At 63.9% G+C, this 13,332-nt stretch carries 12 protein-coding genes; 2 read left to right on the top strand and 10 right to left on the bottom strand.

Annotated elements, in window-relative coordinates; all coding sequences use genetic code 11:
• The first annotated feature begins 56 nt into the window (after positions 1–56).
• Positions 57–968 carry an endonuclease/exonuclease/phosphatase family protein gene (locus AC1D2G_RS12745; protein WP_477414327.1) on the top strand — a complete coding sequence of 304 codons (912 nt, stop codon included), beginning with the start codon at positions 57–59 and terminating at the stop codon, positions 966–968.
• A gap of 7 nt (positions 969–975) precedes the next feature.
• Complete coding sequence (locus tag AC1D2G_RS12740) at positions 976–1,821, top strand: EamA family transporter (RefSeq protein ID WP_477414325.1); 846 nt, start codon at positions 976–978, stop codon at positions 1,819–1,821.
• A 9-nt stretch (positions 1,822–1,830) separates the two neighbouring features.
• Here AC1D2G_RS12740 and AC1D2G_RS12735 read toward each other — a convergent pair whose 3' ends face one another.
• The 10 genes from AC1D2G_RS12735 to AC1D2G_RS12690 all read right to left on the bottom strand — a co-directional run bounded on the left by AC1D2G_RS12735 (position 1,831) and on the right by AC1D2G_RS12690 (position 13,322).
• Positions 1,831–3,048: an MFS transporter gene (locus AC1D2G_RS12735; protein WP_457152578.1), complete on the bottom strand. Its 1,218-nt coding sequence runs from the start codon at positions 3,046–3,048 to the stop codon at positions 1,831–1,833.
• A gap of 91 nt (positions 3,049–3,139) precedes the next feature.
• Positions 3,140–3,400 (bottom strand): Dabb family protein, encoded by a 261-nt coding sequence (locus AC1D2G_RS12730; protein WP_477414323.1) that lies wholly within the window; start codon positions 3,398–3,400, stop codon positions 3,140–3,142.
• Between the two features lie 66 nt (positions 3,401–3,466).
• Positions 3,467–5,095: a GMC family oxidoreductase gene (locus AC1D2G_RS12725; RefSeq protein ID WP_477414321.1), complete on the bottom strand. Its 1,629-nt coding sequence runs from the start codon at positions 5,093–5,095 to the stop codon at positions 3,467–3,469.
• Positions 5,096–5,108: 13 nt separating this feature from the next.
• Positions 5,109–5,870: a 3-ketoacyl-ACP reductase gene (locus AC1D2G_RS12720; RefSeq protein WP_477414319.1), complete on the bottom strand. Its 762-nt coding sequence runs from the start codon at positions 5,868–5,870 to the stop codon at positions 5,109–5,111.
• Positions 5,867–7,384 carry a GMC oxidoreductase gene (locus AC1D2G_RS12715; protein WP_477414317.1) on the bottom strand — a complete coding sequence of 506 codons (1,518 nt, stop codon included), beginning with the start codon at positions 7,382–7,384 and terminating at the stop codon, positions 5,867–5,869. Before AC1D2G_RS12715 ends, AC1D2G_RS12720 begins: the two co-directional genes overlap by 4 nt.
• A gap of 5 nt (positions 7,385–7,389) precedes the next feature.
• Positions 7,390–8,505, bottom strand: a complete 1,116-nt coding sequence (locus AC1D2G_RS12710; protein ID WP_457154399.1) for an ABC transporter ATP-binding protein — start codon at positions 8,503–8,505, stop codon at positions 7,390–7,392.
• Between the two features lie 4 nt (positions 8,506–8,509).
• Complete coding sequence (locus AC1D2G_RS12705) at positions 8,510–9,454, bottom strand: carbohydrate ABC transporter permease (RefSeq protein WP_095084591.1); 945 nt, start codon at positions 9,452–9,454, stop codon at positions 8,510–8,512.
• Complete coding sequence (locus tag AC1D2G_RS12700) at positions 9,451–10,407, bottom strand: carbohydrate ABC transporter permease (RefSeq protein ID WP_095084590.1); 957 nt, start codon at positions 10,405–10,407, stop codon at positions 9,451–9,453. The genes AC1D2G_RS12705 and AC1D2G_RS12700 overlap by 4 nt, the downstream gene beginning before the upstream one ends.
• A gap of 90 nt (positions 10,408–10,497) precedes the next feature.
• Positions 10,498–11,751: an ABC transporter substrate-binding protein gene (locus AC1D2G_RS12695; protein WP_095084589.1), complete on the bottom strand. Its 1,254-nt coding sequence runs from the start codon at positions 11,749–11,751 to the stop codon at positions 10,498–10,500.
• A gap of 59 nt (positions 11,752–11,810) precedes the next feature.
• Positions 11,811–13,322 carry an aldehyde dehydrogenase family protein gene (locus AC1D2G_RS12690; RefSeq protein WP_477414315.1) on the bottom strand — a complete coding sequence of 504 codons (1,512 nt, stop codon included), beginning with the start codon at positions 13,320–13,322 and terminating at the stop codon, positions 11,811–11,813.
• Positions 13,323–13,332 lie beyond the last annotated feature (10 nt).

Below are 13,332 nucleotides of genomic sequence, written 5' to 3'. Positions count from 1 at the left end.
TTGCAACCAATCTGCCGAACCGCTACTGCCATCATCGAAATTGAGCCGGATAAGCAATGAAGCTGGTCAGCTACAACATCCAGTACGGGTTCGGCAGCGACGGCCGCTACGATCTTTCGCGCGCAGCGCGCATCGTCGCCGGCGCCGACATCATCGCGCTGCAGGAAGTCGAGCGGCACTGGCAGCGCAGCAACTACGACGACCAGCCGGAGCTTATTTCCCGCCTGCTGCCGGACTATCACTGGGTCTATGGTCCGGCCTTCGACATGGACGCCAGCGAGCAGCGCGACGGCCGTCTGATCAACCGACGCCGGCAGTTCGGTACGATGGTGCTGTCGAAGCTGCCGATAGTCTGGTCGCGGCTGCATGCACTGCCGATGCGCCGCACGCTGCGGCCGCTCAACACGCGCAACGCAGCACTTGAATGCATGATCCGCACGCCGGCCGGCCCGGTTCGGGTGTTTTCGTTGCATCTCGCCCATATCGCGGCGGAGGAGCGGCTGGAACAGATCGATTACCTCTTGGGCGAACATCGCCGTGCGACCCGAGAGGGCGGACCCTGGAGCGGCATCGATGACGAGCCGTCGCGCAACTGGAGCAATGGCGAGCCGGAGCCGGAGAACCCGCTGGAAGCGATCTGGATGGGCGATTTCAACATGGAGCCGGGCAGCGTCGAATATAGCCGCATCGTCGGCAGCACGCCCTATCATCGCGGCGCCGCCTACCTCGATGGCTTCGTCGATGCCGCCGCCGTTGCCAGCCAGCCGACTGCGGATTTCCACACCCATGTGAAGACCATCGACGGCAAACTGGCCAAACGCCGGCTTGACCATTGCTTTGTCGGCGGCATGTTTGCCGGGCGCGTCCGCTCGGTCGGCGCCGATGTCGGCGAGGTCGCATCGGACCATTTCCCCCTACGGCTCGACATCGATCTCGAAACACCGCTCGCCGTGCTGCGCGGCGGATGAGCCGGCAATGACGCCCTTCGTCTTCTTTGCGGTGCTTGCCGCCGCCGCCATGCACGCGATCTGGAATGCGCTGGTCAAGGTCCATCTCGACCGCTTCCTGTCGATCACGCTGATGACGCTGGGAATGGGCGCTGCCGCCCTTGTCGTGCTGCCTTTCGTCGAAGTGCCGAAGGCGCAGGTGTGGCCCTACATCGTCGCCTCGGTGATCTTCCACATGGGCTACCGGACCTTCCTGATCGGCGCCTACCAGGCGGGCGATTTCGCCCAGACCTATCCACTGGCGCGTGGCACGGCACCTTTGCTGGCGGCGCTTGGCGGTATGTTCGTGGTCGCCGAGGTGCCGGCGCCGCTTGCCATTCTGGGTATTTTTCTGCTGTCGACCGGCACGCTGGTGATGTCGTTTCGCGGCGGTGCGCATCTGGAAAAGCTGAACCTGCGCGCCGTCGGCTTTGCGCTGGGCACCTCGATCTTCATCGCCAGCTACACGCTGTCCGACGGCAGCGGCGCGCGGCTGGCCGCCACGGCGCAAAGCTACGCCGCCTGGCTGTTCATCTGCGATGCCCTCGGAGCGCTGGTGCTGTGCCTTATCTTCCGTGGGCCGAAAGCGCTGCCGGTGCTGGCGCGCGACTGGAAGGTGGGCCTGTTCACCGGCGTACTCAGCGGTGCGGCCTACTGGATCGTGATGTGGGCAATGACCAAGGCGCCGATCGCCTCGGTGGCGTCGCTGCGCGAGACCTCGATCCTGTTCGCCATGATGATCTCGGTCTTCGCCCTCGGCGAGAAGATGACGGGCTGGCGCGCGGCCGCCGCGCTCAGCATCGTCGCCGGCGTTGTTGCGCTCCGACTGGGCTAGCTGCCGCCGTTAGCCCAGCACGGTCATCACCTGGCCGCGTCGCTCCGGACTGAAGCGGATGACGACGATGATGCAGACGGCAACCACGCCGGCAAAAAGCGCAAGCGCATATCCGTAGCTGCCTCCAGGGGCTTCCGCGATGCCTGCCTGGTAAGGGCCGCCATAGGACGCCGCGAGATTGCCGGCCTGATAGATGAAGCCGGGCAAGGTCGCACGCACGGACCCCGGCGAAAGCTCGTTGAGATGCACCGGGATGACGCCCCAGGCGCCCTGGACAGCGACCTGCATGACGAAGGCGCCGATGGCGAGCATGAAGGGCGTGGTGCTGTAGGCCCACAGTGGAATCGACGGCAAGGCAATCAGGCACGCCAGGGTGATGGCGTTGACGCGGCCGATCTTCTCGGACAGCGCGCCGAATGCCAGGCCGCCAACGATGGCGCCGATGTTGGCGACGATGGTGATCCAGCTCACCGTATGCGGATCGAAGCCGTGCTGCTTCTTCAGGAAGGTTGGGTAGAGGTCCTGTGTGCCATGGCTGAAGAAGTTGAAGAACATCATCAGCACGACGGCATAGAGGGCGACGCCCCAGTGCTTTTGCAGCGTTTCCAACAGTCCCGGCCTGGCGGTCTTCTGCGCGTCGACGAAGGCCGGCGATTCCGGCACGTGCGAGCGGATGAACAGCACGATCAATGCCGGCACGAAGCTGAGCAGGAACATGGCGCGCCAGCCGATCGTGTAGCCGCCGATCGTCTGCTGATAGAGCAGGCCATAGACCACTGCCGCCAAGAGGTAGCCCGTCGGATAGCCGCATTGCAGGATGCCCGAGACCATGCCGCGCGCGCTGGGCGGGATAGACTCCATGGCGAGCGAACTGCCAAGTCCCCATTCGCCGCCCATGGCAATGCCGAACAGGGCGCGCAGTGCCAGGAAGATGCCGAGATTGGGCGAGAAGGCGGCCAGCGCGCCAATCACCGAATAGCTGACGATGTTGAGCATGAGGATGGGCTTGCGCCCGTATTTGTCGGCAAGCATGCCGAAGAAAAACGCGCCGATGAAGCGTGTCGCCAAAGTCAGGAACAGCGCCTTCGAGACGGCCGGGACGTCGGTCTGGAATTCAGTCGCAATATCCGTGAGAAGGAATGTCAGGAGGAAGAAATCGAAAGCGTCGAGCGTCCAGCCCAGGAATGAAGCCAGGACGGTTTTTTTCTGTTGGGAATTGAGGTTCAAGACGTTCCTCCTTTGCCGTCCCCAGGGCAACGATATGTCGCCCGGTCGGCAAAAGAGAACAGCCGTCAGCCGGCTTTCGAAAAACCGGCGGTCACTTTTTCGTAAGATCGAGATCGAAGACCATCAATCCGTCGGTGCCGCCTTCGAGAGCGGCGACCAGTCGGGCGCCGGCGCGCTGATGCGCCTCATGCACCAGATAGGCGTCGCGGGCGGCGGCATCGCGGAAATCGATGGTGAAGCCATGCGTGAAGCCGCGGCCGAACGGCTCGGGGCTGACATTGGCGCTGAATTGGACCGCTTCCATGCCCTCCACCACCTGTCGCAGCGCTTCGAGATCGGCATGGATTGCCATGCGCTCGGCGGCGGGAACATCGTTGCGAAACCTGGCGAGACACAGTGCCTGATCATTTTTTTGCTCCTAAGCCGCCCGGTTTCCGGAAAACACGGCCGGCGGCAGCGGTTCGCGGTCGAGGATCAGATCGGCACCCTTTTCGCCGACCATGATGGTCGGCGCATTGGTGTTGGAGGAGGGCACGCGCGGCATCACCGAGGCGTCGCAGACCCGCAGGCCCTCGATGCCGCGCAGCCGCAGATCCGGCGTCACCACGGCCATGCCGTCATGGCCCATGCGGCAGGTGCCGACCGGATGATGGTCGGTCTTGGAACTGCGGCAGGCATAGTCGAACAGCTCGTCGTCGCTGGCGAGCGACGGGCCGGGCAGCACCTCGCGCAGCACGTAGGGCGCAAGCGCCTTCTGCCGCATGATCTCGCGCGCCAGCCTCAGTCCCTTGATCGACATGGCGCGGTCGTAGGGGTCGGACCAGTAGTTCGGATCGATCAGCGGATGGTCGGCCGGGTCGGCGCTCTTCAGCCGAACCGTGCCGCGCGAGCGCGGCCGCAGGAAGGCGGAGTTCAAGGTGACGCCCGGGTTGTTCAGCTTCTCGACGCCGGCCTCGATGCCGGAGCCGAGGCCGAGGTGGAACTGGATGTCGGGCGAGGCTGCGGTCGGGTCGGCGTACCAGAAGCCGCCGGTCTCGAACAGGCTGGAGGCCACCGGTCCCTTCTTCAGCAGCAGGTATTGCAGGCCGGCCCAGGCCGTGCGGTGCAGCTTGGCGTAATTGTCATAGGTGTGGTCGCCGGTGCATTCGGCGATGACGAACAGGTCGAGATGGTCCTGCATGTTGGAACCGACGCCGGGCAGGTCATGCACCGGCGTGACGCCGACAGATTTGAGATGGTCGGCCGGGCCGATGCCCGACTGCATCAACAGCTTCGGCGAGCCGATGGCGCCGGACGAGACGATCACCTCTCGGTCGGCGCGCAGGATTTTCTTCTCGCCGCCCGGCCTGTCGACGATTTCGACGCCGATGGCGCGGTCTTTCTCGACGACGATGCGCGTCACCAGCACATCGGTCCTGACAGTAAGGTTCCTGCGAGCGCGGATCGGCTTCAAATAGGCGACCGAAGCGGAGGAGCGCCTCGCATCCTTCTGGGTCAATTGGTAGTAGCCGACGCCCTCCTGGCTGGCGCCGTTGAAATCCGGGTTGAAGGGTATCCCCATCTCCTGGCCGGCGCGGAAATAGGCCTCGCAGATCGGCAACGGCGAAATCGGGTTCGACACGCCGAGCGGGCCCTGGTCGCCATGAAAGTCGTTGGCGTAGCGCTGGTTGTTTTCGGCTCGCTTGAAATAGGGCAGCACATCGCGATAGCCCCAGCCGGCGAGACCTTCTTCCTTCTCCCAGGCGTCATAGTCGCGGGCATTGCCGCGCGTGTAGATCTGGGCGTTGATGGAAGAACCGCCGCCGACCACCTTGGCCTGCGTGTACCAGAAGACGCGGTCCTTCATGTGCTTCTGCGGAACGGTCGACCAGCCCCACGAGGCAATGCCCTTGGTCATCTTGGCAAAGCCCGCCGGCATGTGGATATAGGGATGCCAGTCCTTGCCGCCGGCTTCCAGCAGCAGCACCTGATGCGTCGGATCCTCGCTCAACCGGTTGGCCAGAACACAGCCGGCCGGGCCGGCGCCCACGATGATGTAGTCGGTCATGACACTATCCACCTTACAGCCGCGGCACGGAGAGCGCGCCGTCGACATTGATGATCGAGCCGGTCGAAAAGCCGAGCTTGCCGCCGGCAAGCGTCGCCACCACGGTTCCGATGTCCGATGCTTCGCCCCAGCGCTTTGCCGGCACCAGCCCGCCGTCGATCAAGGCGCCGTATTTGGCGGTGACGCCCGATGTCATGTCGGTGCGAATGATGCCCGGCCGCACCTCGAACACAGCGATGTCCTCGGCGGCAAGCCTGAGCGCCAGGGTCTTCACCCACATCGACAGGCCGGCTTTCGAGATGCAGTAGTCAGGCCGTTCCGGCGACGCCATTTCGGCGCTGACCGAGGTGATGGTGATGATCGATTTCGGGTGATCTCCAGGGACAGCCAGCATCGCCTTGGCGACGGCCTGGCTGAGGAACACGGTGCCGCGCAGATTGATGTTGAGCGCCTTGTCGAAATTCTCGGGCTTCAGTTCCAGGAGGTCGCCGCGCACCACGGCGCCGACACCGGCATTGTTGACCAGGCAGTCGATGCGGCCGAAGGCGCGCATCGTGGCATCGACCAGTGCCGCATGGCCGCCGAGATCGGCGATGTCGCAGCTGACATAGGCGAACTGCGCGCCGTGCGTGATGATGTCCTCGGCTAACCCGTCAGCGGGTTTTTCGGCAAGGTCGGCGACGAGGATGTCGAAGCCGGCATCGGCAAGCGCCTGGGCGCAGGCAAGGCCGATGCCGCGCGCGCCGCCGGTGACGATGGCCGCCGGGCGGGTCATTGGGAAAGCTCGCTCTTGCGGATATGGTCGGCGACACGCAGCGCTTGCGCGGCGATCGACAGCGCCGGATTGACGGCGGCCGAATTCGGCAGGAAGCCGCCATCGACAACGAACAGATTCTGATGATCGAAGGACCGGCAGAACGGGTCGAGCGGCGCTGTGGCGGGATCGTCGCCCATCTTCACCGTGCCGCACTGGTGCGACGGCGTGCGCTTGTCAAAGGGGCGCGACAGCACGATCGGATAGCCGCAGGCGCGGAAGTTTTCGCGCATCACCTTGGTCAGCCGGTCGAGCGACTGCATGTTGGAGCGGCGCCATTGCATGACGATGTCCTTGCCGTCGACCATGATGCGGCTTTCGGGATCAGGCAGGTCCTCGCACATCAGGTACCAATCGACGGCATGGCCGGCCATGAAATCGAGCGCGAATTTCGGCGCGAATTTCACGTTGGCGCTGAGGATGTTGCCGTCGATCTTGCCGAGCAACTGGACGTTGCCGAGCGGCTTGCCGCCCTTGCCGTCGGAGAGATAATAATCGTTCAGCATCAGCGTCTTCTGGTAGACGGCATCGTTGCGGCGGCGCGGATCGATGGCCAGCATGGCGCTGGAATTGTGGTTCATGAAATTGCGGCCGACCTGGTCGGAGCGGTTGGCGAGGCCCTTGCCACCTCCCTTGCCGGTGGCGGGTGACGGCGAACGCAGCAGGATGACGGCCGAATTGACCGCACCGGCGGAGAGAATGACCAGCTTCGGCGTCAGCTTTTTCAACGCGCCATTCTGGCGATAGTGAACAGCGACGATGGTTTTGCCGTCGGCCGAGGCCTCCAGATATTCGACGTAAGCGCCGGTCTCGAGCTTGATGTTCTGGTCGGTCAGCGCCGCCGTCAGGGGTCCCGTTTGCGCGTCGACCTTGCCCTGGCCGGTGTTGGGAAACGCGTCCCAGCCGGTCTTGCCCTCGTTCAGCCAGGCGTCGATGTCGACGCCGAGCGGCAGCGAGGCCGGATGCAGGCCGAGGCCCTGGAGCTCGGCGCGGGCGCGCGCGATCGGCGCCTCGTCGGGCACAGGCTTGAAGGCATAGGGGATCGAGTGGAACGGCTCGGTCGGGTCCTCGCCGAGCGAGCCGCGCACGCGAAACAATTGCTCGGCCTTCGAATACCAGGGCTCGAATTCTTCATAGGAAAACGGCCAGGCCGGCGAGACGCCGCCGAAATGCTCCATGGCCGCAAAATCTTCCCTGCGGTAGCGGATCAGCACGGCGCCGTAGAATTTCGAGTTGCCGCCGACATAGTAATAGTTGCCGGGGTTGAAGGCCGCGCCGCCGGCCTCGCGCCACATCTCCTTCGGCCGATAATGACCGTCGACGAAGATGGAACGGGTGTCGCGCGCATGCGGCGTTGCCGGCAACGGTTCGCCGCGCTCCAGCATCAGGATCGAGGCGCCGCTGCCGGCGAGACCGGAGGCGATCGTGGCGCCGCCGATGCCGGAGCCGATGATGACGATATCGGGATTTGTCATCTCGGTCAGAGGATGCGGTTTTCGGTCGCCGGATCGAAGAACACCGCCTTGGTCAGGTTGAAGGCGAGCGGCGTGTTGGTGCCGGGCTGGATGTTGGCGTCGGCGCGCAGCCGCGCCACCACGCCCTTGCCGCCGAGATTGGTGACGGCGAAGGTGTCGGAGCCCGCCGGTTCAACGACCTCGATAAAGCAGTCGGCAGTGGCGATGTTCGAGGCATTGCGCTCGGCGCCTTCCGGATCGGTCAGGGCTTCGGGGCGGACGCCAAAGATGATCGGCTTGCCCTGGAATGCCGACAGGCCCGCCGGCGCATTGGCCATCGGCAGCGAGATCGGCTCGCGCGCCTCGCGCTGCAGCACGACGGACAGCGCATTGCCGTTGGTGCCGATCGTCGCCGGGATCAGGTTCATCGCCGGCGAGCCCATGAAATCGGCGACAAAGAGATTGGTCGGGTTGTTGTAGATCTCGGCCGGGGTGCCGAACTGCTGTACTTCGCCGTCGCGCATGACGGCGATCTTGGTCGCCAGCGTCATCGCCTCGATCTGATCGTGGGTGACATAGACGATGGTGGTGCCGGTGGTGGCATGCAGGCGCTTGATCTCGATGCGCATGTCGACACGCAGCTTGGCGTCGAGGTTGGACAACGGCTCGTCGAACAGGAACAGTTTTGGGTCGCGCACCAGCGCCCGGCCCATGGCGACGCGCTGGCGCTGGCCGCCGGAAAGCTGGCTTGGCTTGCGCTGCAGGAGGTGGCCGATCTGCAGCACCTTGGCCACCTTGTCGATCGCCTTCTGCCGCTCTGCCGCTGGCACGCCGCGCATCTCCATGCCGAAGGAGATGTTTCCGGCCACCGTCATGTTCGGATAGAGCGCATAGCTCTGGAACACCATGGCGATGTCGCGCTTGGACGGATGCAGATCGTTGATTGCGCGGCCTTCGACGCGGATTTCGCCCGAGGTGATCGTCTCCAGGCCGGCGATGGTGTTGAGCAAGGTGGACTTGCCGCAGCCGGACGGGCCGACCAGCACCAGGAAGCCGCCCTTATCCAGTTCGACATCGATCCCCTTGAGGATCTCGACCTGGCCGAAGCGCTTTCTCAGGCCATCAATTTCCAGAAAAGCCATCAGATTATCCTTTGACGGCGCCCGCCATCAGACCGCGCACGAAATAGCGGCCGGCGAGCACATAGACGAGAAGGGTTGGCAGTGCGGCGATCATCGCGGCCGCCATGTTGACGTTGTATTCGACGACGCCGGTCGAGGTGTTGACGACGTTGTTGAGGGCCACAGTCATCGGCATCGCGTCGCCGGTGCCGGCATAGGCAGAGGCGAACAGGAAGTCGTTCCAGATGTTGGTGAACTGGTAGATGACGGTGACGACGAAGATCGGCATCGAGTTCGGCAGCATGATGCGACGGAAGATCTGGAAGAAGGAGGCGCCGTCGACCTGCGCCGCCTTGACCAGTTCGGTCGGAAACGCCTCGTAATAGTTGCGGAAGAACAACGTGGTGAAACCGATGCCGTAGACGACGTGGACGAAGACGAGATTGACCGTGGCGTTGCCCAGGCCGAAGCTCGTTCCGACCGAGTTCTGCAGCGACACGCCGAAACGGCCAAGGCTGCCGAGGATCGTCGCCATCGGCAACAGCACCGACTGGAACGGGATGAAGCAGGCGAACAGCATCAGCCCGAACACCAGCGTTGCGCCGCGGAAGCGCCATTTGGTCAGCACGTAGCCGTTGAGGGCGCCGAGCATCGTCGAGATCAGCACGGCCGGAACCACCATCTTGATGGAGTTCCAGAAATAGCCCTTGATGCCGGCGCAGGTGAGGCCGACGCAGGTCTCGCCCCAGGCCTTCACCCACGGGTCGAAGGTGGGCGCCTGGGGCAGCGCCAGCATGTTGCCGTTCTGGATCTCGTCCATGGTCTTGAACGAGGTGACCAGCATGACGAACAGCGGCATCAGGTAGAACAGCGCAAACAGCGCCAGCAGCCCGTAGATGACGATGCGGTTGACGATCCTAGCGTTGACGCCGCCTGAGGCCTGGCGGGCGGGCGTGGTGACGGCGCTCATCGCGGCTTCTCCCGCAGTTCCGAATAGAGATAGGGCACGATGATGGCGATGATGGTCATCAGCATGATCACCGCGCTGGCCGAGCCGACGGCCATTTCGTTGCGCTTGAAGGTGTACTCGTACATGAAGTTCGACGGCAGCCAGGCCGAGCCGCCGGGGCCGCCGCTGGTCAACGCCACGACAAGGTCATACGACTTGATGGCGAGGTGGGCGAGCACGATGAAGGCTGACAGGAAGATCGGCCGCAGCAGCGGGATGACGATGCGGCGATAGAGCTGGAAGGTGGTGGCGCCATCGATCTGCGCCGCCTTCATGATCTCGCCGTCGATGCCGCGCAGGCCGGCCAGGAACATCGCCATGATGAAGCCGGAGGCCTGCCAGACGCCGGCAATGACCACGGTGTAGATGACGAAGTCCTTGTTCTTGATCCAGTCGAAATGGAAGCTCGTCCAGCCCCATTGATGCAAGGTCTGCTCGAGGCCGAGACCGGGATCGAGGAACCATTTCCAGGCGACGCCGGTGACGATGAAGGACAGCGCCATCGGGTAGAGATAGATCGGCCGCAGCACGCCTTCGCCGCGGATCTTCTGGTCGAGCAGGATGGCCAGGAACAGGCCGAGCGCCAGGCAGATGAAGATGTAGAGAAAGCCGAAAATGCCCATGTTGGTGATCGACGTGTACCAGCTCGATGGCGGGTCGGTGTCGAAGGTCCAGCCCCAAAGCCGCTGGTAGGCGCGCGAGCCGGTGATGACATAGGACGGGAAGGTCTTGGAATTGGTGAAGGACAGATAGATCGTCCACAGGATGAAGCCGTAGACGAAGACAATGGTGATGGCGAAGCTCGGCGCCAGCACGATCTTAGGCAGCGCGTCCTGCAGGCGCGAGCGCACCGAGGCGCGCGGTCGGGCCTGCTCTGGCGTCAGCTTGATCTGGCTTGTCGCTACCGTGCTCATAGGGCTCCTCCCGTCGACGCGAGGCCAACCAGGTTCGCGGATCGGAGCCTTCCCCGCTGGAGCGGGGAAGGCGCTTTTGGTGTGTGGCGCTTACTTGGCGTCGTCGATCGCCTTGACCAGTTCGGTCACGGCCTCGTCCGAGGTCTTGATCTGACCATGGACGAACTTGGAGACGACATCCTTGTAGGCATTGGCGACCGCCGGAGGCGCGCCATAACCCTGGGCGAGCGAGCCGAACAGCGTGCCGCCGTCATTGGCTGCCTTCAGGTCGGCGATGCCCTTCTTGCCGCAGGCGTCGAAGTCGGTGTCCGGAACGTCGGTACGGGCCGGAACCGAACCCTTGACGACGTTGAAGGCCGACTGGAAGCTCTTCGACAGGGTGGCGGTGGCCAATGCGACCTGGGCGGCCTTGCGGTCATCCGGAACATTGAACATGCCGAACATGTCGGAGTTGTAGATCACCGAGCCGTCGGTGCCCGGGAAGCGATAGCACAGGAAGTCCGTGCCCGGAGTCTTCTTGGCGGCGTGGAATTCACCCTTGGCCCAGTCGCCCATGACCTGCACCAGGGCGTCGCCCTTGATGACCATGGCGGTGGCAAGGTTCCAGTCGCGACCGGAGAAGTTCGGGTCGACATAGGTGACGAGCTTGGCGAGATTGTCGAACGACTTCTTCATCGTGTCGGACTTGAGCGAAGCGTCGTCGAGGTCGTTGAAGGCCTTCTTGTAGAACTCAGGTCCACCGGTCGACAGCACGACCGAGTCGAACATGGTGGCTTCCTGCCAGTTCTGGCCGCCGAGAGCGAGCGGGATCACGCCTGCCGCCTTTGCTTTGTCGAGCAGGGCAACGAAGTCGTCGAAGGTCTTCGGCTCGGTGCCGCCGATCTTGTCCATGACGGCCTTGTTGATCCACAGCCAGTTCACCGAGTGGACGTTGACCGGAGCTGCGACCCACTTGCCGTCATAGACCGAGAACTTCTGCAGGGCGGCCGGAACCGACTTGTCCCAGCCTTCCTTCTTCGCCGTCTCGGTCAGGTCGCCCATGACGCCGGCCGCCGCATAGTCGAGCACGGTGTAGCCGAGCATCTGCGAGGCGGTCGGGTAGTTGCCGGCGGCGACCATCGCCTTCAGCGCGGTCATGGCTGCGTCGCCGCCGCCGCCGGCCACCGGCACGTCCTTCCAGGCATAGCCTTCCTTGGCCAGATCGCCCTTGAGGACGTTGAGAGCAGCCGCTTCGCCGCCCGACGTCCACCAATGCAGCATCTGGACTTCCTTGACGTCCTCGGCATGGGCCGCGAAAGCAAGGCCCGATGCGAGAGCCGTTCCGATAAGAAGTTTGCGCAACATGTACTTCCTCCCTTGTTGCATCTACACGACCGGCGAATGTCCGCCGGGTTCTTCTCAACTCAGCCGACCCACCATCCGGTGCGTTGGCCGCGATGAAACTGGAGTGTCTTTTCTTCGGTATAGTCCTCTACGGCGCGTTTGCCGAGTTCGCGTCCGAGACCGGACTGCTTGTAGCCTCCGAATGGCAGCTCGGGGTAACCTTCCATGAACGTGTTTACCCAGACGGTTCCCGAACGCACATTCCGCGCCACCGACATGCAGGTGTCGATGCTGGCGCTCCACACGCCCGCAGACAAACCATAAGGCGTGTTGTTGGCGATGTGCAACGCCTTTTCAATCGTTTCAAAAGTCAGCACCGAGAGCACCGGTCCGAACACTTCCTCGCGCGCGATGGCCATGTCCTCGGTGACGCCGCGGATGATGGTGGGATCGAGGTACTGGCCGGCATTCGAGGCCAGCTGTTTGCCGCCGCTGTAGACGCTGCTGCCGTCGCTTGCCGCTGCCGTGACGTAGCCGGCTACCTTGGCCAGATGGTCGGACGAGATCATCGCGCCGACCTTGGTGTTGTCGTCGAGCGGATCGCCGACCGTCACCCTGGCTGTAAGCGCCTTGACCGCGCCGAGAAAATCGTCGGCGATCGCCTCGTGCACGATCAGCCGGCTGCCGGCATTGCAGCATTCGCCGGCGTTGAAGAAGCCGCCGAATACGGCCGCGTCGGCCGCCGCTTCGAGGTCCGCGTCGGGAAAGACGATCTGGCCGTTCTTGCCGCCGAGCTCCATCGAGACTTTCTTCAAGGATTGCGCGGCGGAGGCCATCGTCATCTTACCGACGCGGGTGGAGCCGGTGAACGAGACCATTTCGACCAGGGGATGGCTGACCATCGGCGCGCCGACATCGGCGCCAAGACCGGCGAGGATGTTGACGACGCCAGCGGGCAGGCCGGCCTGCATCAGGATATCACCGAGGACGAAGGTCGAGGCCGAAGTCATCTCGCTCGGCTTGACCACCGCCGTGCAGCCGGCGGCGAGCGCGAAGGGCAGTTTCTGGCTGACGATGAGGAAAGGGAAATTCCATGGCGTGATGATCGAGACGACGCCGATCGGCTCGCGCAGCACCACGCCAAGCATGGCGTCGCCGAGATTGGCGTAGGATTCGCCGTGCAAGGTGCGGGCGAGCGAGGCAGCATAACGCCAGATGTCGACAGCACCACCAATTTCGCCGCGCGCCTGGGCGATCGGCTTGCCGGATTCCAGTGCGTCGAGCCGGGCGATCTCCTCCAGCCGTGCCTCGATCAGGTCGGCCGTCTTGAGCAGGATCGCGGCGCGCTCGGCCGCCTTCATGCGCGGCCAGGGGCCGGTCTCGAACGCCTTGTGCGCGGCCTGCACCGCGGCATCGACTTCGGCTTCGCCGGCCTGTGCATAGTGCGAGACGGTAAAGCCGTGGCCGGGGCTCTTGCGCTCCAGCGTGCGGCCATCGCGGGCATCGACATGCTTGCCGTTGATCAGCAGCCGATAGGTTCTTGGCGCTGCGGATGCCTCGGCGGGCATGATGATGTTGAGAGGGGCGTTCATCTAACTGTGT

This window comes from Mesorhizobium sp. P2_C7 (assembly GCF_056404515.1).
The sequence above is the reverse complement of the archived record's forward strand: the minus strand, read 5'-3'. Positions and strand labels throughout refer to the sequence as shown.